Source organism: Pseudomonas sp. OVF7, from assembly GCF_030644265.1.
GTDB lineage: Bacteria > Pseudomonadota > Gammaproteobacteria > Pseudomonadales > Pseudomonadaceae > Aquipseudomonas > Aquipseudomonas gorinensis.
The window spans coordinates 2,049,467-2,069,244 of record NZ_CP128996.1 but is presented as its reverse complement, the minus strand read 5'-3'; the positions used below and the strand labels follow the sequence as shown (position 1 = coordinate 2,069,244).

General features: G+C 60.6%; 21 protein-coding genes. 7 read left to right on the top strand and 14 right to left on the bottom strand.

All coding sequences use genetic code 11. The annotated features are described in order from the left end of the window. The first annotated feature begins 34 nt into the window (after positions 1-34). The 3 genes from QU606_RS09425 (at position 35) to pdxH (ending at position 3,166) form a co-directional block, all read left to right on the top strand. The gene (locus tag QU606_RS09425; protein ID WP_304998335.1) at positions 35-1,180 is read left to right on the top strand and encodes a serine hydrolase domain-containing protein; all 1,146 of its coding nucleotides are present in this window, start codon (positions 35-37) and stop codon (positions 1,178-1,180) included. Positions 1,181-1,324: 144 nt separating this feature from the next. Continuing rightward, positions 1,325-2,491, top strand: coding sequence for an OmpA family protein (locus QU606_RS09420; RefSeq protein WP_304998334.1), 1,167 nt, complete (start codon positions 1,325-1,327; stop codon positions 2,489-2,491). A 27-nt stretch (positions 2,492-2,518) separates the two neighbouring features. Beyond that, positions 2,519-3,166, top strand: a complete 648-nt coding sequence (gene pdxH / locus QU606_RS09415) for a pyridoxamine 5'-phosphate oxidase (RefSeq protein ID WP_024073875.1) — start codon at positions 2,519-2,521, stop codon at positions 3,164-3,166. Positions 3,167-3,220: 54 nt separating this feature from the next. On the opposite strand, the gene QU606_RS09410 is transcribed toward pdxH, so the two are convergent. Next, the gene (locus QU606_RS09410; RefSeq protein ID WP_024073876.1) at positions 3,221-3,463 is read right to left on the bottom strand and encodes a hypothetical protein; all 243 of its coding nucleotides are present in this window, start codon (positions 3,461-3,463) and stop codon (positions 3,221-3,223) included. A gap of 157 nt (positions 3,464-3,620) precedes the next feature. Between QU606_RS09410 and QU606_RS09405 the strand changes: the two genes are divergently transcribed. Further along, positions 3,621-4,085 (top strand): glycine zipper 2TM domain-containing protein, encoded by a 465-nt coding sequence (locus QU606_RS09405; protein ID WP_003189251.1) that lies wholly within the window; start codon positions 3,621-3,623, stop codon positions 4,083-4,085. Between the two features lie 159 nt (positions 4,086-4,244). Here the strand turns inward: QU606_RS09405 and nhaA are convergent, their stop codons facing one another. Then, positions 4,245-5,420 (bottom strand): Na+/H+ antiporter NhaA, encoded by a 1,176-nt coding sequence (gene nhaA, locus QU606_RS09400; protein WP_304998333.1) that lies wholly within the window; start codon positions 5,418-5,420, stop codon positions 4,245-4,247. Positions 5,421-5,637: 217 nt separating this feature from the next. Between nhaA and QU606_RS09395 the strand changes: the two genes are divergently transcribed. Then, positions 5,638-6,732 (top strand): PLP-dependent cysteine synthase family protein, encoded by a 1,095-nt coding sequence (locus QU606_RS09395; RefSeq protein WP_150054367.1) that lies wholly within the window; start codon positions 5,638-5,640, stop codon positions 6,730-6,732. A gap of 413 nt (positions 6,733-7,145) precedes the next feature. On the opposite strand, the gene QU606_RS09390 is transcribed toward QU606_RS09395, so the two are convergent. The 3 genes from QU606_RS09390 to QU606_RS09380 form a co-directional block, all read right to left on the bottom strand. After that, a complete protein-coding gene (locus tag QU606_RS09390) occupies positions 7,146-8,759 on the bottom strand; it encodes an NAD(P)/FAD-dependent oxidoreductase (protein WP_024073879.1) in 1,614 nt (537 codons plus the stop codon). A 106-nt stretch (positions 8,760-8,865) separates the two neighbouring features. Then, positions 8,866-9,537 carry a COG3650 family protein gene (locus tag QU606_RS09385; RefSeq protein ID WP_024073880.1) on the bottom strand — a complete coding sequence of 224 codons (672 nt, stop codon included), beginning with the start codon at positions 9,535-9,537 and terminating at the stop codon, positions 8,866-8,868. A gap of 96 nt (positions 9,538-9,633) precedes the next feature. Then, positions 9,634-10,233, bottom strand: coding sequence for a short chain dehydrogenase (locus QU606_RS09380; RefSeq protein ID WP_024073881.1), 600 nt, complete (start codon positions 10,231-10,233; stop codon positions 9,634-9,636). Positions 10,234-10,337: 104 nt separating this feature from the next. On the opposite strand from QU606_RS09380, the gene QU606_RS09375 reads away from it, so the two are divergent. Next, positions 10,338-11,246, top strand: a complete 909-nt coding sequence (locus QU606_RS09375; protein WP_193690256.1) for a LysR family transcriptional regulator — start codon at positions 10,338-10,340, stop codon at positions 11,244-11,246. Here QU606_RS09375 and QU606_RS09370 read toward each other — a convergent pair. The 9 genes from QU606_RS09370 to QU606_RS09330 all read right to left on the bottom strand — a co-directional run bounded on the left by QU606_RS09370 (position 11,243) and on the right by QU606_RS09330 (position 18,926). After that, positions 11,243-11,728, bottom strand: a complete 486-nt coding sequence (locus tag QU606_RS09370; protein ID WP_304998332.1) for a DoxX family protein — start codon at positions 11,726-11,728, stop codon at positions 11,243-11,245. The genes QU606_RS09375 and QU606_RS09370 overlap by 4 nt on opposite strands. Beyond that, a complete protein-coding gene (locus tag QU606_RS09365; protein WP_069075406.1) occupies positions 11,725-12,501 on the bottom strand; it encodes a DUF2063 domain-containing protein in 777 nt (258 codons plus the stop codon). Before QU606_RS09365 ends, QU606_RS09370 begins: the two co-directional genes overlap by 4 nt. Further along, positions 12,498-13,376, bottom strand: coding sequence for a DUF692 domain-containing protein (locus tag QU606_RS09360; protein ID WP_304998331.1), 879 nt, complete (start codon positions 13,374-13,376; stop codon positions 12,498-12,500). Before QU606_RS09360 ends, QU606_RS09365 begins: the two co-directional genes overlap by 4 nt. A gap of 22 nt (positions 13,377-13,398) precedes the next feature. Next, positions 13,399-13,695 carry a DUF2282 domain-containing protein gene (locus tag QU606_RS09355; RefSeq protein ID WP_024073886.1) on the bottom strand — a complete coding sequence of 99 codons (297 nt, stop codon included), beginning with the start codon at positions 13,693-13,695 and terminating at the stop codon, positions 13,399-13,401. Between the two features lie 234 nt (positions 13,696-13,929). Beyond that, positions 13,930-14,631 (bottom strand): ABC transporter ATP-binding protein, encoded by a 702-nt coding sequence (locus QU606_RS09350; protein WP_017844798.1) that lies wholly within the window; start codon positions 14,629-14,631, stop codon positions 13,930-13,932. A gap of 1 nt (position 14,632) precedes the next feature. After that, a complete protein-coding gene (gene livG / locus QU606_RS09345) occupies positions 14,633-15,400 on the bottom strand; it encodes a high-affinity branched-chain amino acid ABC transporter ATP-binding protein LivG (protein ID WP_016975067.1) in 768 nt (255 codons plus the stop codon). Further along, a complete protein-coding gene (locus tag QU606_RS09340; protein ID WP_024073887.1) occupies positions 15,397-16,650 on the bottom strand; it encodes a high-affinity branched-chain amino acid ABC transporter permease LivM in 1,254 nt (417 codons plus the stop codon). Before QU606_RS09340 ends, livG begins: the two co-directional genes overlap by 4 nt. After that, positions 16,647-17,570 (bottom strand): high-affinity branched-chain amino acid ABC transporter permease LivH, encoded by a 924-nt coding sequence (livH, locus tag QU606_RS09335; protein ID WP_003172375.1) that lies wholly within the window; start codon positions 17,568-17,570, stop codon positions 16,647-16,649. The genes QU606_RS09340 and livH overlap by 4 nt, the downstream gene beginning before the upstream one ends. Before the next feature lie 228 nt (positions 17,571-17,798). Continuing rightward, positions 17,799-18,926, bottom strand: a complete 1,128-nt coding sequence (locus QU606_RS09330; protein WP_168232356.1) for a branched-chain amino acid ABC transporter substrate-binding protein — start codon at positions 18,924-18,926, stop codon at positions 17,799-17,801. A 340-nt stretch (positions 18,927-19,266) separates the two neighbouring features. Here QU606_RS09330 and QU606_RS09325 point away from each other — a divergent pair, with 340 nt between their 5' ends. After that, on the top strand, positions 19,267-19,569 hold the full coding sequence (locus tag QU606_RS09325) for a DUF2288 domain-containing protein (RefSeq protein WP_024073889.1): 303 nt from the start codon (positions 19,267-19,269) through the stop codon (positions 19,567-19,569). Positions 19,570-19,778: the final 209 nt, after the last annotated feature.

Sequence of the window (19,778 nt, the reverse complement as noted above, 5' to 3'; positions counted from 1 at the left end):
GCCACTTTTTATGGCGTTTTCCGAGGGGGCTTAGGTGCAGGTTCAGGGTCATTACGAACTTCAGTTCGAAGCGGTACGTGAAGCGTTCGCCGCCTTGTTCGATGACCCGCAGGAGCGTGGTGCCGGGCTTTGCATCCAGATCGGCGGGGAAACGGTAGTCGACCTGTGGGCCGGTACCGCCGACAAGGATGGTGCCGAGGCCTGGCACAGCGACACCCTCGTCAACCTGTTCTCGTGCACCAAGACGTTTACTGCGGTCACAGCCCTGCAATTGGTCGCCGAAGGCAAACTGAAGCTGGATGCGCCAGTGGCCGATTATTGGCCGGCGTTTGCGGCGGTGGGGAAGGAAACCATCACCCTGCGCCAGTTGCTCTGCCACCAGGCCGGATTGCCGGCGATCCGCGAAATGCTGCCCGCCGAAGCGCTATACGACTGGCAACGCATGGTCGACACCCTGGCGGCCGAAGCGCCGTGGTGGACACCGGGCCAAGGCCATGGCTACGAGGCAATCACCTATGGTTGGCTGGTCGGCGAATTGCTGCGCCGTGCCGACGGGCGTGGCCCGGGTGAATCCATCGTGGCGCGGGTTGCGCGGCCGTTGGGACTGGACTTCCATGTAGGGCTGGCGGATGAAGAGTTTTATCGCGTGGCTCATATAGCGCGCAGTAAAGGCAATATGGGCGATGAAGCCGCACAACGTTTACTGCAAGTAATGATGCGTGAACCGAACGCCATGACGACGCGGGCATTTGCCAACCCACCTTCTATTCTGACCAGCACCAATAAACCCGAATGGCGACGCATGCAGCAGCCGGCGGCAAATGGTCACGGTAATGCGCGCAGCCTGGCGGGTTTTTATAGCGGTTTGTTGGACGGTAGTTTGCTGGAAAGCGACATGCTCGAACAATTGACTCGTGAACACAGTATTGGGCCGGATAAAACCTTATTGACTCAGACCCGTTTTGGCCTGGGCTGCATGTTGGATCAACCGCAGTTGCCCAATGCAACCTTCGGCCTTGGCCCGCGTGCGTTTGGGCACCCTGGCGCGGGTGGTTCGGTGGGGTTTGCCGACCCTGAACATGATGTTGCGTTCGGTTTTGTGACTAATACGTTGGGGCCGTATGTACTTATGGACCCTCGTGCGCAGAAGTTGGTCGGAATATTGGCCGGTTGTCTGTAAACCCCTTGCTGTTTCACGTTTTTTTGTTACAAATGCAAGTATAAGAAGACGCTGAGCGAAATGTTGTAACTTTAATGTTCTGGAAGCGTCTGTTTAACGGGTCATCCAGACCCCCCGGTTTTTTTCTCATTTTGTGGATATCTCATGTTATCGAACAAGTCCTTGGCACTGGCGCTGTGCCTCACTATCACTGGTTGCGCACAAACTCCACAAAATGATGCCGAAGGGGGGCATTGGTGGTCATTTGGATCTGATAAGGCTGCCACCAAGGACGCAGTGAGCCAAACCGACGCCACGCCGGATGCTAAACCTGCCGCTGGCGCCAAGCCTGCTGCCCCGGTCGCTGCTGCTGCCGCCCCGGCCGCAGCCCCAGCCCCAGCCCCGGTTGCCAAGGCTGACACCGGCTCCAGCTGGTGGCCGTTCTCCTCCACGAGTGCCGACGAAAAGGCCGCCGATGCCAAGGCTGACCTGACGGCCGACCTCAAGGCCGCGACGCCGGCACCCGCCGCCGCGCCAGCTGTCGCCAAGAATGACACCGAAACCCACTGGTGGTGGCCGTTCGAAAGCAAGCCCAAGCCACTGGCCAAGGTCGACGTGACCAACGTACCGATGCCCGACCCGAAAATCACCCAGGCCTGGCTGGACGACTATGAACCGCGCCTGCGCGCCGCTATCAAGGACAGCAACCTGCAACTGGAGCGCCGCGATAACGTATTGGTGGTGATTGCCCCGGTAGACGGCTCCTACAACCCGAAACGCCCGGCGATGTTGTTGCCGGTTACCCTGGGCCCGTTCACCCGCGTTGCCAAGGCTGTTGAAGCCGATCCGAAAACCGCCGTACTGGTGCTGGGCCACGTGGATGCCACCGGTTCCGCTCCGGCCAACCAGGCGTTGACCAAGGAGCGCGCGCAGTCCATCGCTTCGATTTTCAGCCTCAGCGGCCTGAAGCAAGACCGCTTGATGCTGCGTGGCATGGGCGACCTTATGCCGCGTGCCGCCAACGACAGCAATCAGGGGCGTGCGCTGAATCGTCGCATGGAAATCATGTTCACTCAGCGTACAACGATGTTGGCCTTGCTGAGTAAGTACAACTCCGGCAAGACGCCACCTGTCGCTGAAATGGTTGCCGTGCAGGATGTTCCAGCGCCGGCACCGGTTGCCAAGACTGCGGCGAAAAAGGCGCCTGTCGCCAAGAAAGCCGCCGCCAAGCCAGCTGCCAAAAAGGCCCCAGCCAAGCCGGCTGCGAAGAAACCGGCTCCGGCCAAAGCCAAGGCTGCTACGCCGGCGGCGAACGACCAGGCGAAAAACTGATCCGTTGAACCAGAAGGATAAAGTCGCATGACCCAGGCACTGGCCGATATGCGCCGTGACTACACACGGGACGGTTTGAGCGAGGCCCAGGCCCCGGATGAGCCGTTTGCCTTGTTTCACCAGTGGTTTGCCGATGCGGTGAAAACCGAGCAGCCACCGGTGGAGGCCAATGCCATGACCCTGGCCACGGTTGACCAGGACGGTCGTCCGCACTGTCGCATCCTGTTGCTCAAGGGCCTGGATGCACAGGGCTTTACCTTCTTTACCAACTATCAGAGCGCCAAGGGCGAACAGCTCGCGGCGCGGCCGTTCGCGGCCATGACCTTTTTCTGGCCGACCCTGGAGCGCCAGGTGCGCATTGAAGGGCGGGTCGTCAAGGTGACGCCCGAAGAGTCGGACGCCTATTACCAGGTCCGCCCCCTGGGCAGTCGCCTGGGCGCGTGGGCTTCCCCGCAGAGCCAGGTCATTCGTGATCGCGAGGCGCTGCAGGAACTGCTCAAGGCTACCGAACAGCGTTTCAGCGACACCCAGCCCGACTGCCCCGAGCACTGGGGTGGCTACCGTTTGCTGCCCGAGCGTATCGAGTTCTGGCAAGGCCGCGCCAGCCGCCTGCATGACCGCCTGAACTATCGCCTGCAAGGCGCGGACTGGACCCGCGAGCGCCTGGCGCCCTGAGCGGCACCTTTCGTCATCTCTCCTGAATCAAGCCGATCACACCGAAGTCTCTGTTCAAGAGTCTTCGGGCGTGTAGTGCTGTGCGGCGTTCTTTAGCCAGAGCGGCAGGTCGTTCCGCTTGATCTTCAAGGCCCGGGCCTTCTCTAGCTGTTGCAGCATAAAGGCGCGCTTGTGCAGGTCGTTGCCCGCCAGGGACAGCGCCAGGTCGCGGTCTATCCAACGCCTGATGCGCACGTACAACCAACCATGGAAGTACAGACCAGCGGCGGTAATGACTACAATGATGAAATAATCCATGAAGTTCCTGGTTATGTTGAGCGTGCTACCGTTCGTCGGTATTTTGGGTACTGGCAGTCTGTACTCAGGCTGAATGAAAGCAATTTTCTGCCGGGCTTGCCGTGACAGGCGTCAAGCTGCAGCGTCTAATGAATACCTGTCCTTTGGAGTTGATGCTATGCGTAAGTCCGTTTTACTGGTTGCCTGCTTTACCACCCTGTCGCTGCTGCTGGGTGGCTGCGCTTCGAGTCTGACCGGCGACTCGTACTCCCGTGACGAAGCGCGTCGTGTGCAGACCGTTCGCATGGGGACCATTGAATCCCTGCGTCCGGTGAAAATCGAAGGCACCAAGACCCCAATCGGCGGCGCAGCGGGTGCAGTCATCGGCGGTGTCGGCGGCAGCGCCATCGGCGGCGGCCGTGGCAGTATCGTTACCGCAGTCATCGGCGCCGTTGCTGGCGGCCTGCTGGGTTCGGCCACTGAAGAAGGCCTGACCCGTACCCAGGGCGTGGAAATCACCGTTCGTGAAGACGACGGCAGCATGCGCGCCTACGTACAGGCCGTGCAGGAAAATGAAATCTTCCGCATCGGCGACCGCGTGCGCATCATGACCGTTGATGGCACCAGCCGCGTGACTCGCTAAACGTCAGTCGTAGAAACACAAAACCCCAACCGGGTGACTGGTTGGGGTTTTTTTATGGGGGCGGCCAGTGCGCGGCTGGCGTTGTGTCTGTCCAGGTACGCAGGACCTGTGACGAGGAAGCAAGCGCCCTCGCTACAATGATGCGCGTCGCCGAACCTCTCAGGCCTTCTTGCGACTTGCCATCGCCGTCACGCCATACCCAATACATGCCGCCAATATCGACCCGGTCAGGATCCCCATTCGATCTTCCCCAGCAAACTCGCTGGCGCCCGGCACAAAGGCCAGTGAGCCGACAAACAGGCTCATGGTGAAGCCGATACCGCACAGGATCGCCACGCCAAATACCTGGCCCCAGTTGGCACCGCTGGGCAGGGCAGCGAGGCCGGTCTTGATGGTCAGCCAGGTGAGGCCGAACACGCCGATGGTCTTGCCGATCAGCAGGCCCAGGGCGATGCCCATGGGCACATGGTGGGTAAAGCTTTCCAGGCTGACGCCGTTGAGGGACACGCCGGCGTTGGCGAAGGCGAACAGCGGCAGGATGCCGTAGGCCACCCATGGGTGAAGCGCGTGTTCCAGGGTCAGCAGCGGCGAAGGTTCGGCATTCTTGGTACGCATCGGGATGCAGAACGCCAATGTCACGCCGGCCAAGGTGGCATGCACGCCACTTTTCAGCACGCACACCCATAGGATCAACCCGATGATCAGGTAAGGCGCGAGCTTGATCACACCTAGGCGGTTCATGGCAATCAAGGCGATCAAGCACATCCCCGCGCCGGCCAGGGCGGCACCGGAGAGGTCGGCGGAATAGAACACGGCAATCACGATGATCGCGCCAAGGTCGTCAATAATTGCCAGGGTCATCAGGAACAGCTTCAGCGACACCGGCACACGCTTGCCCAGCAGGGCCAGCACGCCCAATGCGAAAGCGATGTCGGTGGCCATGGGGATGGCCCAGCCGGAGAGCGCCGCCGGGTAATCCTTGTTGATCGCCCAGTAGATCAGCGCCGGTACCACCATGCCGCCGATGGCCGCAGCGCCCGGCAGGACCACTTGCGATGGCTTGGACAAGTGGCCGTCCAGCAGCTCGCGCTTGACCTCCAGGCCGATCAGCAGGAAAAACAAGGCCATCAGGCCGTCGTTGATCCACAACAGCGCGGGCTTGGCGATGTTCAGCGCGCCAATCTGGGCCACCACCGGTACCTCGAGAAAGGCCCCGTAGAGGTGGGACAGCGGTGAGTTGTTGATGATCAGCGCCAAGGCGGCCGCCGCGATCAATAACAGACCGCTGGCGGCTTCCAGCTGGAAGAAACGGGTAAAAGTGCTACGCAGAGCCAAGGGATGCTCTCCAATCCAGATTCAATAGGTGGGTACCCTAACCCGTACTGTTAGTTGTTAAAACAAAAGTTATATTCTTATTTGTTATAAGGGATGGGGTACCCTGGCATTGCGCCAAAGCCTAGCAATTGTGTGTCCAATTGAGTCGTCACTGTATCTGTGTGCAGTGTAGGAAACATCCTAAGATTGGGGCTGAAATTCTTAGAGATCTTCCCTTATGAGTGACCATCGTCCCTGGGCCCGCGAGGCCATTCGCATCATTGAAGCGGACTTCCAGCGCAGCGCTGACACGCACTTGATACCGCTGCCGCTGCCGGGCTTTCCGGGTATCGAGTTGTACTTCAAGGACGAGTCCAGCCATCCCACCGGGAGCCTGAAGCATCGCCTGGCCCGCTCGCTGTTTCTGTATGCGCTGTGCAATGGCTGGCTGAAGCCGGGAGCACCGGTGATCGAAGCATCCAGCGGTTCGACGGCGATTTCGGAAGCCTACTTTGCGCGCCTGCTCGGCCTGCCGTTTATTGCGGTGATGCCTGCCACCACCTCCCAGGAAAAGATCGCCCAGATCGCTTTCTATGGTGGCAAGAGCCATCTGGTACAGGATCCGACGCAGATCTATGCCGAGTCCGAACGCCTGGCGAAGGAAAGTGGTGGTCACTTCATGGACCAGTTCACCTACGCCGAGCGCGCGACCGATTGGCGGGCAAACAACAACATCGCCGAGTCGATCTTCCAGCAGCTGCGCTTTGAGCGACATCCGGAACCGAGCTGGCTGATTTCCAGCCCCGGCACTGGCGGTACCACTGCGACCCTAGGGCGCTACGTGCGCTATCGCCAGCATTGCACCCGCGTATTGTGTGCCGATGCCGAGCGCTCGGTGTTTTTTGACTACTACCTCAGCGGTGACGCCAGCCTGCGCCTGGACTGCGGCTCGCGGATCGAAGGGATTGGTCGCCCACGGGTCGAGGCGTCGTTCCTGCCCAAGGTGATTGATGCGATGGTCAAGGTGCCGGACGCACTGTCGTTGGCGGCCATGCATTACCTGGCCGAGCGTTTGGGGCGGCGGGTCGGGGGTTCCAGCGGGACCAACCTGATTGGCGCATTGGTGGCGGCGCAGCAGATGAAGGCGGCAGGGGAGTCAGGTTCGATCGTGGCGATCTTGTGTGATGGGGGCGAGCGCTATGCCACCACCTATTACGACCAGGCGTGGCTGCTGGGGCAGGGATATGAATTGGATGGCTTGATTACGGCCGTTGCGGCCAGTGTGGAGCGGGGCGAGCTGTTGCCGGCCAACATCCTGCGCGCAAATATCTGATCCGACGCAAAGCCTGATGTGGGAGGGGGTAGGTCCCTCCGACATGAAATAACTTATTGATTATTAAGGATTAAATCCTTCCTTTAATGACCGATTTTTTGTGGTGATCGGGATTGTTGTGGGGCGCGGGTTTGTTGTGGGGGCTGGCTTGTTGTGGGGGGGCTGGCTTGGTGTGGGGGCTGGCTTGGTGTGGCGAGCGGGCTTGCCCCGCGTTGGGCTGCGAAGCGGCCCCAATAAGGCCGCCGCGTTTATCCAGGCATATTAAATCGCCTGGTTTCGGGGCCGCTTCGCGCCCCAACGCGGGGCAAGCCCGCTCGCCACAACAAGCCCGCTCGCCACAACAAGCCAGCCCGCCACAACAAGCCCCCTTGCCACAGGGGGCCAGTTTGCTAGAGGTCGTGGGTGCGGTGTTCTCAGGCTTCGATGCCGAGCATATCCCGCGCCAACGCCTCGGCAATCCGAATCCCATCAACCCCTGCCGACAGAATCCCGCCCGCATAGCCAGCGCCTTCACCGGCCGGGAACAGGCCTTTGACGTTCAAGCTCTGCATCGATTCGTTACGGGTAATCCGCAGCGGCGATGAGGTGCGGGTCTCGATGCCGGTCAGGACTGCGTCGTGCAGCGAATAGCCCTTGATCTGCTTTTCAAAGGCTGGCAACGCTTCGCGGATCGCTTCGATGGCGAAGTCCGGCAAGGCCAGGGCCAGGTCGCCCAGGCGCACGCCTGGCTTGTAGGAGGGTTCCACACTGCCAAGCGTGGTGGACGGCTTGCCAGCGATGAAATCACCCACCAGTTGTGCCGGTGCCTCGTAGTTGCTGCCGCCCAGGATGTAGGCGTGGGACTCCAGGCGCTCCTGCAACTCGATACCGGCCAGCGGGCCACCGGGGTAGTCCACTTCCGGCGTGATACCGACGACGATGCCGGAGTTGGCATTGCGCTCGTTACGCGAGTACTGGCTCATGCCATTGGTGACCACGCGATTCGGCTCGGAGGTGGCGGCCACCACCGTACCCCCCGGGCACATGCAGAAGCTGTAGACCGAGCGGCCGTTCCTGGCGTGGTGCACCAGCTTGTAGTCGGCGGCGCCGAGTTTCGGATGCCCCGCGTATTTGCCCAGGCGTGCGGCGTCGATCAACGATTGCGGGTGTTCGATACGGAAGCCGACCGAGAACGGCTTGGCCTCCATATACACGCCCCGGTCATGCAGCATGCGGAAGGTGTCACGGGCGCTGTGGCCAAGGGCGAGAATCACATGCTTGGACAGGATCTGTTCGCCGCCATCGATGACCACTCCGTTCAACTGGCCGTCTTCGATCAGCACGTCGGTGACCCGCTGTTCGAAGCGCACCTCACCGCCAAGGGCAATGATCTGCTCACGCATGTTTTCCACGACGCCGGTCAGGCGGAAGGTGCCGATATGCGGCTTGCTGACATAGAGGATTTCTTCCGGGGCACCGGCCTTGACGAACTCGTGCAGTACCTTGCGACCGTGGAATTTCGGGTCCTTGATCTGGCTGTAGAGCTTGCCATCGGAAAAGGTCCCGGCGCCGCCTTCGCCGAACTGCACGTTGGACTCAGGGTTGAGCACGCTTTTACGCCACAGACCCCAGGTGTCCTTGGTGCGTTGGCGCACTTCCTTGCCGCGTTCGAGGATGATCGGCTTGAAGCCCATCTGCGCCAGCAACAGCCCGGCGAAGATACCGCACGGGCCGAAGCCGACGACGATAGGACGCTCGCTCAAGCCTTCCGGCGCACGGCCCACCACCTTGTAGCTGACGTCCGGCGCCGGGTTGACGTTGCGGTCATCGGCGAACTTGAGCAGCAGGGCTGCTTCGCCCTTTACGTTCAGGTCGATGGTGTAGATGAAGCACAGCTCCGACGATTTCTTGCGGGCGTCGTAGCTGCGCTTGAACAGGGTGAAATCGAGCAGGTCATCACTGGCGATGCCCAGGCGCTGCACGATGGCGGGCCGCAGGTCTTCTTCGGGATGGTCGATGGGCAGCTTGAGTTCGGTGATTCGTAACATGACAGGATCCGGTGTGCGGCGTTTGGTGGGGCCGGCGGTTTTGCAAACCGGCGATTATAAGCCCCAACCGAGGTTTCCCGTCATGTTAAAACAGCGCAGGCGCCAATCAATCGTCGCGCGAACCGCCGAAAGCCGCGCAGCCGCGCTGCACTTGACCGTTGATCCGCAATTCGGCGGTCATGTGTTGCAGGCTGCCGCTGACGCTGTCGATACAGCGTTGCGGGGCGACCCACAGTTCGATGTGTTGGTTATTGGCTTCGGTCATCAGGTTGAAACGGCCGTCCCCCAATTGCTCTTCGACATAAGGCACCGCGAGAGGCGGCTGGCCTTCGCGCTCCAGCACCATGCCCTTGGCCGTGACGTTCATTGCCCAGGCCGGCTTATGGCCGTTTGCCCGCAGGATCATGCGCTTGAAGTCCGGGTCGTTGCAGGCCGATGTCGAGCGCTCGACGCGATACAACTGTTGCAGGTCCACCGAGCCCTGGGTGCCGCTGGCGACGCCGGAGAACTTGCCGCGCAAATCGGCAAACAGTGCGCCTTGCTGGCCGGCCAGGGAAGCGGCTTCCTGCAGGACACTGGTGCCGCCGGTGTCGTTGACGACGTAATCGCGTTGGTCGTTGCAAGGCTTGAACAGCAGTTTGCCGCCGACGGCGGTCAATTCGCCCTGCATACGGGTCAGCCCGGCGGTAGAGGGCTTGGCGGGCTCGCTTTCGAACATCTGGCAGGCGGCAAACAGGGGGAGCAAGGCAAATAAAGCAAAGGTACGGGCGGCACGCATTATCGGGTCTCCTGACAAGTGCCGCCACGTTACGCAGGCTGGCGATGCATCACAAGCCCGCGGCCCAGGTTCAGGCAATTCTTACAACGTGCCGATTCAGCCCACGATAAAGGTTTGGCCGGTCTGTAACCCTTCAACGCTTTTCGCGTAGGCCAACGCCACATCCGCGCCCGGCGCCGGTTTATAGCCACGGAAATACGGCGCGTAGCTGCCCATGGCTTCCAGCAGTACGGTCGGGCTGACGGAATTGATGCGCAGGCCCCGCGGCAACTCGATGGCTGCCGCTTTGACAAAGGCGTCGATGGCACCGTTGACCAGCGCCGCCGAGGCGCCCGTGCGGATCGGATCGCGGTTGAGAATGCCGCTGGTAAAGGTGAATGAGGCGCCATCGTTGGCGTACTCGCGGCCGATCAGCAGCAGGTTGACCTGCCCCATCAGCTTGTCGCGCAGGCCCAGTTCAAAATCGGTTTCGCTCATCTCGCCCAGCGCTGCAAAGGTGACGCTGCCTGCGGCACATACCAGGGCGTCGAACTTGCCGGTCTGTTCGAACAGCGCGCGGATCGAGGTGCTGTCGCTGATGTCCACCCGGAAGTCACCGCTGTTGCGACCGATGCTGATCACCTCGTGTCGCTGCGCCAGCTCTGCCTTGATTGCTGAGCCGACCGTGCCGCTGGCACCAATCAATAGGATTTTCATCGTGCGGTTCCTCCAGGGGGTAAGTGAAGGTTCAGTCTAGGCTGGCTTTTGAGGTGGATAAACGTGCTAATAGGCAACCTTTGGTTTTCAAATGGAAACAATCCATGAGTGAGATGGATGACCTGGCCGCCTTTGCGGTGTTGATCGAGGCCGGCAGTTTCACCGTGGCGGCGGAGCAGTTGGGTTGCAGCAAGGGGCAACTGTCCAAGCGCATCAGCCAGTTGGAAGCGCAGTTTGCGGTGATATTGCTGCACCGCACCACGCGCAAGCTGAGCCTCACTGCCGCCGGCGCAGCGTTGTTGCCCCAGGCCCAGGCATTGGTGGTACAGGTGGATCGCGCCCGCCAGGCGCTGGCCCGGCTCAAGGACGATCTGTCGGGGCCTGTGCGTATGACGGTGCCGGTGTCGTTGGGCGAAACGTTCTTCGATGGCCTGTTATTGGAGTTTTCCAAGCAGTACCCACAGGTGCAGATTGAGCTGGAACTCAACAATAGCTACCGGGATTTGGCGCGGGACGGTTTTGACCTGGGCGTGCGCTCGGGGGCGATCGAACATGAGCGCCTGGTGGCCAAGCCGCTGCTGGCCTGGCATGAGATGACCTGCGCGAGCCCGGCCTACCTGGAGCAGCACGGCGAACCCCTGACCCCGGCGGACCTGGCCGCGCACAGCTGTTTGCTCAACAGTCACTACAGTGGCCGTGAAGAGTGGTTGTACCACCAGCAGCACGAATTGCTGCGGGTCCGCGTGAGCGGCACCTTCGCCTCCAACCATTACAACCTGTTGAAAAAGGCCGCACTGGTGGGGGCCGGTATCGCCCGCCTGCCGTCCTATGTATTACCCGCGGAACTGGCTGACGGCCGATTGCGCTGGCTCCTGCGCGATTATCAGACACGCAGCCTGCCGATGTACCTGGTCCACCCCTACCAAGGTGGCCTGCCACGCCGAACCCAGGTCTTGGCCGACTACCTGGTGGACTGGTTCAAGCGCAGTGGCGAGGCCCTGGATCGCCTCTAGCGATAGCGACGGGCGACCAGGTGATCGATGGACAGTCTGCCTGGCCCTTTGGCGACCAACAGTAGCAGCAGCGCGAGCCAGGTGCCGTGGGTGGGGTAGGCGTCGGGGTAGACGAACAGTTGGATGGTCAGGGTCATGCCGATCAGGGCCAGGGCCGAGAAGCGTGTGGCGAACCCGAGCAGGATCAGCACCGGGAAGAAGTGCTCGGCAAATGCCGCCAGATGCGCCGCCACTTCCGGCGACAACAGGGGCAGTGCGTATTCAGTGCGAAACAGCGGCAATGTCGAGGCTGCCAGTTTCGGTGCACCGAATTGAAAAGTGCCGCTGACCAGGTCAATGGCAAAGCCTTCGACCTTGGTTTGCCCCGACTTCCAGAACACCGCTGCTATGGAGAAACGCGCGATAAAGGCGATCAGGCTGTAGGGGATTTGTTCGAACAGATGGACGGCCTGTTTGATCAGGCGCGCAGCGCTGGTGTTCATGGCGATACCTTGTGTTCTATGTGCAGGTGAGTGATGGCCTGGTGGCTGATCAGCAGCGACAGGCATTGGTGCAGGTCGAATTCGGCCGAGGCATCGAGGGCCTCTGCCACGGCCCTTTGCAGCCCTGTGCCGTGCTGCAGGCTGTTGATAAATGCCACCGAGCCGCTGTCGATGGCGAAGACCTTGACCTCCAGCCCTTGGCGCAGGACCAGGGCGCTTTGGGCATGCCAGGGGTTCAAGGAGGCGATGGCGCCCTCGGCCTGGTGCGCCGCCCATACCGCCACGACGGCGTAGGGGGAGGTCAACGTGGAGACGGACGGGTGCAGTTGCAGGCGTAACTGCCCCAGGTCTGTTCGTCCCTGCAGTTGCCCGATAACTGCCTGTGAGTCCAACGGTTCGGTGTCTGCCGCGTGATAAGCGCGAACCCGCAGGCGTTCCAGTCGCGCGATATCCGCCAGGTAAGGCACGCTCGCCGCAGGTTCGAAACCCTCGATAAAACCGGCCAGTGTGCCGCCATATTCGCTGATCAGCGGACTGTCGGGAGGGCATGCCTGGACGTAGAGGCCCGCCATGGCACGGAAAAAAGCATCGCCCACCAGTTGCGCCGTCACCGGATACGCGGTGGCCAATGCCTGGATCAATGAGCTGTGGACGTTGTTGCGATACACCGCAAAACGGCTGCCCGGGTCGGCGCCGTTGCTGCTGAACAGGCCGTCAGGGCAGGCAGGCTCAGGTGCCAGCAGGGCGGTGGTGAATGCATCGTGGAGGCTCATGGGGTCACCTGCGACAGATGCCATTGGGCCTGTTGCGCTTCAGCCATCAGCCTGTTGAAGGCCGGTACCTGGTGGTCCCGCTCGATCAACGTGGCGACCGGGCCGGTGCGTGCCAGTACCTGTTCGTACAACTGCCAAACGGCGTTATCGATGGGAGCGCCGTGATCATCGATCAGCAGTCGGTCACCCAGGCTGTCGGTGTCTTCGGCAAAACCGGCCAGGTGAATCTCGCCGACCGCCTGCAAGGGCAGGGCGTCGATATAGGCTTGCGGGTCCCGTTGATGGTTGATGCACGACACGTAGGCGTTGTTGACGTCGAGCAGCAGGCCGCAACCGGTGCGGCGGATGATTTCGCTGATGAAGTCCGTCTCGTCCAGGGTTGAGCGCTGGAACTGCAGGTAGGTCGACGGATTCTCCAGCAACATCGGGCGCTTGAGCGCACTTTGCACGTGGTCCACGTGTTCGCACACCCGGTTCAAGGTCGCGACGTCGTAGGCCAGGGGCAGCAGGTCATTGAGAAACACCGGGCCGTGGCTCGACCAGGCCAGGTGTTCGGAGAACGAGTGGGGTTGATAGCGTTCGATCAGTTTGGCCAACCGCGCCAGGTGTTCACGGTTGAGTGGGCTTTCGCCGCCAATGGACAGACCCACGCCATGCAGCGACAACGGGTAACGCTCGCGGATCAGGCCCAGGTAGTGATGAAAAGGACCGCCGGCCACCATGTAGTTTTCGGCGTGTACTTCAAAAAAACCGATATCGGGAGAGGTCTCGAGTACTTCGATGAAATGCTCGTTTTTCAGCCCCAGCCCGACCTGCGGCGGAAGGCCGGGCACCTGAGCCAGTGAGACCGTTTGCAAGGATGAAAGCGTCATCATCAGTACTCAGGCTGGGCGGGGATCAGGACTTGGCGGTGAAGGCGGCTTCCTGGCCGAAACCGGTCGGCGAGGTGGAGCTGGGGGTTTGGGTGCAGGTACCGGCGGGGACCAGTTTCCAGGCGTTGGCCTGGTCCTTGGTTTTTGAAGTGCCGGCGCAGGAAGTACCGGCGCCGGCGGCGCAATCGTTCTTGCCGGCTTCGGCGACGCCGAAGCATTTCTGCATGTCGTCGGCAGCGTGGGCGGTGGTGGTCAGGGCAGACAGGCTCAAGGCCGAGCCCAGGGCGAGGACGAGGGTAGCGGCGGACAGTTTGGTCGTCATGGTGGATCTCCAGCAGTAGGTTGAGGAGCGGGCTTGAATGCCTGCTTGCACCACTAGAGACGGGAGGGCGATGTTCGTTACAAGGCCAGAGGAAATAATTTCAAACACTGCAAAAAAATGTGGGAGGGGCGGTGCGACGATTCGACTTGCTCCCGATGGCGGCACATCAGTCACATTCTCTGTGCCTGACACACTGCTATCGGGAGCAAGCCCCTCCCACATTGCAACCGGGTGTTAACCGCCCAGGTACGCCTCGCGAACCTTCGGATCGGTCAGCAACTGTTCACCCGTGCCTTGCATCACCACCCGACCGTTTTCCAGCACATAGGCGCGGTCAGCGATTTTCAGCGCCTGGTTGGCGTTCTGTTCCACCAGGAACACCGTCACTCCGTCCTTGCGCAGCTGTTCGATGATGTCGAAGATCTGCTGGATGATGATCGGGGCCAGGCCGAGGGAGGGCTCGTCGAGCAGCAACAGCTTGGGTTTGCTCATCAGCGCCCGGCCGATGGCAAGCATTTGCTGCTCGCCGCCGGACATGGTGCCGCCACGCTGGCTGAAACGCTCCTTGAGCCGGGGGAACAGGTGCAGCACCTTGTCCATCTGCTCCTGGTAGTCGCCCTTGTCGGTAAAGAACCCGCCCATGGCCAGGTTTTCCTCCACGGTCAGGCGCGAAAACACCCGTCGGCCTTCCGGCACCACGGCAATGCTCTTGCGCATGATGTGTGACGACTGCTGGCCCACCAGTTCCTCACCCATGTAGCGGATGCTGCCGCTATGGGCCTGGGGCGAACCGCACAGGGTCATCAGCAAGGTCGACTTGCCAGCACCGTTGGCGCCGATCAGCGTCACGATCTCACCCTGTCGCACTTCCACGTTGACGCTGTGCAGGGCCTGGATCTTGCCGTAGAAAGTGGAAACGTTTTCGAATTGCAGCATTTTACGCTTCCCCCAGATAGGCTTTGATCACTTCAGGATTGTCGCGGATCTGCTCCGGCGTCCCGTCGGCCAGGGGCGTGCCCTGGTTGATCACCACGATATGGTCGGAAATGCTCATGACCAGTTTCATGTCGTGTTCGATCAACAGCACCGTGGCGTTGTTTTCCTCACGCAACACGCTGATCAGCGCCTTGAGGTCTTCGGTTTCCTTGGGGTTCAGGCCGGCGGCCGGTTCGTCGAGCATGAGGATCCGCGGTCGGGTCATCATGCAGCGGGCGATTTCCAGGCGACGTTGCTGACCATAGGCCAGGGTGCCGGCAGGCCGGTTGGCGAACTCGGTGAGGTTGACCTTGTCCAGCCAGTACTCGGCGTACTCCATGGCCTCGCGCTCGCTCTTGCGGAACGCCGGGGTCTTGAACAGGCCTGCGAAGAAGTTGGTGTTCAGGTGACGGTGCTGGGCGATCAACAGGTTCTCGACCGCCGTCATGTCCTTGAACAACCGCACGTTCTGGAACGTGCGCACCACGCCCTTGCGGGCAATTTCGTGACCGGCCAGGCCCTGGATCGGCTGGCCGTCCAGCAGGATGCTGCCACCACTGGGCTTGTAGAAGCCGGTGAGGCAGTTGAACACCGTGGTCTTGCCGGCACCGTTGGGGCCGATCAACGCCACGACCTGTTTCTCTTTCACGGTCAGGGCGACGCCATTGACCGCCAGCAAGCCGCCGAAGCGCATGCTCAAGTTTTCGACTTTCAGGATCTCGCGGCTCATTTGCGCAGCTCCATGTGTGGACGTTGCATGGGCAGCAGACCCTGAGGGCGCCAGATCATCATCAGCACCATCAAGGCGCCGAACATCAACATGCGGTATTCGCTGAACTCACGCATCATTTCCGGCAGCAGGATCATCACGATCGCGGCCAGGATCACGCCCAACTGCGAGCCCATGCCACCCAATACCACGATGGCGAGGATGATCGCCGACTCGATAAAGGTGAATGACTCCGGGGTCACCAGGCCTTGGCGAGCGGCGAAGAAACTGCCGGCGAAACCGGCGAATGCAGCACCCAGGGTGAACGCGGAGAGCTTGATGATGGTTGGGTTCAGGCCCAGGGCGCGGCAGGCGATTTCATCTTCGCGCAGGGCTTCCCAGGCGCGGCCGATCGGCATGCGCAGCAGGCGGTTGATCACGAACAGCGCAGCCAGGGCCAGCAACAGGGCAACCAGGTACAGGAATACCACCTTGCTCACCGGGTTGTAGTCGATCCCGAAGTACTCATGGAAGGTCTGCATGCCTTCGGCGGCGGTACGGTCGAACGACAACCCGAAGAACGTTGGCTTGGGGATGCTGCTGATACCGTTGGGGCCACCGGTGATGTCGGTGAGGTTACGCAGGAACAGACGGATGATTTCCCCGAAGCCCAGGGTCACGATCGCCAGGTAGTCACCGCGCAGGCGCAACACCGGGAAACCCAGCAGGAAGCCGAACGTCGCGGCCGCCATGCCGGCCAGGGGCAGGCAGATCCAGAAGCTCCAGCCCAGGTAGTGCGACAGCAGCGCGTAGGTATAGGCACCCACGGCATAGAAGCCCACATAACCCAGGTCGAGCAGGCCGGCGAGGCCCACCACGATATTCAGGCCCAGGCCCAGCAGCACGTAGATCAGGATCAGCGTGGCGATGTCGACCGCACCGCGTGAACCGAAGAACGGCCAGATCAACGCGGCCACGATCAGGCCGATGATGATGTAGCGCTGGGTGCGCGGCAGGGTGAGGAACTGGCTGACCTTGGGTGAAACCAACGGGCCACGGTTGCCTTTGAACAGGGCGCCGACTTGCTGGGTAAACAGCACGCGCAGGAACATCAGCACCGAGCACAGGGCGATGATGGTCAGGGTCACGGGGCCAGTGCCATGCACTTCCAGGTTGATGCCGACAATGCTCAGCTTGAGGCCGAGTACCGGAAAGGCAACCGCCCATACCAACAAGGCGCTGAAAAACGCCGATTTAAGATATCTGCTCATACTTTCTCAACCTCCGGACGGCCCAGGATGCCGGTCGGACGGAACAACAGCACCAGAACCAACAGGCCGAACGCCACGACGTCTTTGTACTGGTCGCCGAAGATATCGGCGCCAAACGCTTCGGCCACACCCAGCACCAGGCCACCGAGCATCGCGCCCGGGATACTGCCGATGCCGCCCAGGACCGCCGCGGTGAAGGCCTTGAGGCCCACCAGGAAACCGGCGTTGGGGTTGATCACGCCGTACTGCATGCTCAGCAACACGGCCGCGACAGCTGCCAGCGCGGCACCGATCACGAAGGTCAGGGCAATGATGTTGTTGGTGTTGATGCCCAGCAGGTTGGCCATCTTGATGTCTTCGGCACAGGCCCGGCAGGCGCGCCCCAGACGGGAGCGAGAGATGAACAGGGTCAGGCCCAGCATGGCCACCAGGGTGACCACGAAGACCAGGATCTGCATGTAGGAAATCAGGACTTCTTCCGCGCCACCCGGGCCGAAGGAGAAGCTCCCCGGGATCAGGTTGGGGATGGATTTATCCTTGGAGTCCTGGGACAGCAATACGGTGTTTTGCAGGAAAATCGACATGCCGATGGCGGAAATCAACGGGATCAAACGGTTGCTGCCCCGCAAGGGACGGTAGGCGACCCGCTCGATACTGTAGCCATAGGCACTGGTTACGACGATCGACGCAAGGAATGCAGCGGTCATCAACAGCGGCAGTGAGTGGATACCCATCATGGCCAGCCCGGCAAGGGCGATGAAGGCCACGTAGGAGCCAATCATGTATACCTCGCCATGGGCGAAGTTGATCATTCCAATGATGCCGTAAACCATTGTGTAGCCAATGGCTATCAAGGCATAGGTGCTGCCAATGGTCAGGCCATTAACCAGCTGTTGGAAAAAATGATAGATCTCAGGCATTACAACGCTCCTAAAAACCCGATACGCATTTCACTGGTGGAGTCATGTTCCGGCCCTGTGCTGTGTTCTGTGAGCACATTTGCACAAAGCGTTTGCCAGCGAACCGCTGGTGACGGTTTTAAGATTTTCAGGTGAGCCAGCGCCCGGATCGCGGGTGACAGGCCCATAAACCTCGTAAAACAAAGCCCACTGCTCTCACAGTGGGCTTGTTGACCAGTAACGCCTGGCTTACTGAGGGGAAACTTCGGTTTTTGGTTTACCGAAGTGCCATTCGTAGACCACGAACTTGAAGTCCTTCAGGTCGCCCTTGGCGTCGAAGCTCAGGTCGCCGGTAGGGGTCTTGAAGGTGCCCGCGTGGATGGCGGCTGCCACTTTGGCGGTGTCTTCGCTCTTCGCGGCAGCGATACCGCCAGCGATGACTTCAACAGCGGAGTAGGCCGGGAACACGAACGGACCGGTTGGGTCCTGCTTGTTCTTGGCGAACTCGTCAACGATGGCTTTGTTGGCCGGGTCGGTATCGAAGGATTTAGGCAACGTCACCAGCAGGCCTTCGGAGGCGCCTTGGGCGATTTGCGAGATGGAGTCGTTGCCGACGCCTTCTGGGCCCATGAACTTGGCGTTCAGGCCTTTTTCCTTGGACTGGCGCAGGATCAGGCCCAGCTCTGGGTGGTAGCCGCCGTAGTAGACGAAGTCGACGTTGGCTTGCTTGAGCTTCTGGATGATCGAGGAGAAGTCTTTGTCGCCGGCGTTCAGGCCTTCGAAGACGGCAACTTTTACGCCTTTCTTCTCGAGGGTCTGTTTGACGGCGGTGGCGATGCCTTCACCGTATTGCTGCTTGTCGTGCAGCACGGCAACGATTTTCGGCTTCACGTGGTCGGCGATGTAGTTGCCAGCCGCTGGGCCTTGGGCGCTGTCCAGGCCGATGGTGCGGAAGATCAGCTTGTAGCCACGGGCGGTGATTTCCGGGCTGGTGGCAGCCGGGGTAATCATGATCACGCCTTCATCTTCATAGATGTCGGACGCTGGTTGAGTGGAGCTGGAGCAAAGGTGGCCGACCACGAACTTGACGCCGTCGTTGACCACTTTGTTGGCTACGGCAACGGCTTGTTTAGGGTCGCAGGCGTCGTCGTATTCCTTGGCTTCCAGCAATTTGCCGTCTACACCGCCTTTGGCGTTGATGTCTTCGATGGCTTGTTTGGCGCCCATGAACTGCATGTCGCCGTACTGGGTCACAGGGCCGGTTTTAGGGCCGGCAATACCGATCTTGATGGTGTCAGCTGCGAACGAATGGCCGGCAACCCCAGCCAGGACCATAGCGGCAAACAGTTTGGAAATCTGCTTAGTAGCCTTATTCATAGTGCTCCACTCTTACTGTTGTATTTTTTATAGTTCTAGCGGCCTTGTGAGCTGCTGAACCGGATCAGATATCTCGGATATCCCCCCGGCAGTGCCCTGGCAACTGTACCGGTACAGTGTAGAGCGCCGGTTGATCGCTTGAAAAGCTGGCTGCTGGGGGCAAAACCCGGCCGTGTCGCTTAAATGAAAGAAAAAGACAGAATTGCGGCGGGGTGATGCCAGAGTCTCGGGCAATCCTTGGCTTTCCTGACAGTTTCAATCGTTGACTCATTTGCAACTGGGTTTTTCTACAAGAGCCGCGACGTTATGATTGCGCCGATTTTTACTCAGGTGAACTCCCATGACGCAAGAACCTAGCACCCTCTATGCCAAGCTGCTCGGTGAAACCGCCGAAATTTCCTGGAAGGAGCTTGAACCGTTCTTTGCCAAGGGTGCCCTATTGTGGGTCGACGCCAGCGTGGATTTGATCGAGGCGGCCGAAGGCATGGCCGAGGATAATCGTGACAAAGTCGCTGCCTGGCTGGCCTCGGGGAGCCTGGGCGAGGTGTCTGCGACGCGGGCACTGGACCTGGTGGAGCGTGATCCGAGCCTGTGGGCCGTGGTGGTATCGCCGTGGATTCTGATCCAGGAAAGGGCGGCGTAAGAAAAGGTTGCACTTAAAAGGTGCGTCTTTTGTGCCCGCCTAAGTGTGTAGCGGAGTAACCGCCGGGCCGGTGATGGCATCTTGCCGTAGAGAAAGGTCACAGGTGAGGGTGACGTGCGCGTCATGGGAACAGTTTTGCGGGGGCTGAAACGCCGTAGGAATTGTTTCCGGGTGTGAGTCGATCAGGGTGGCGAGGGAGCAGGCTCCCT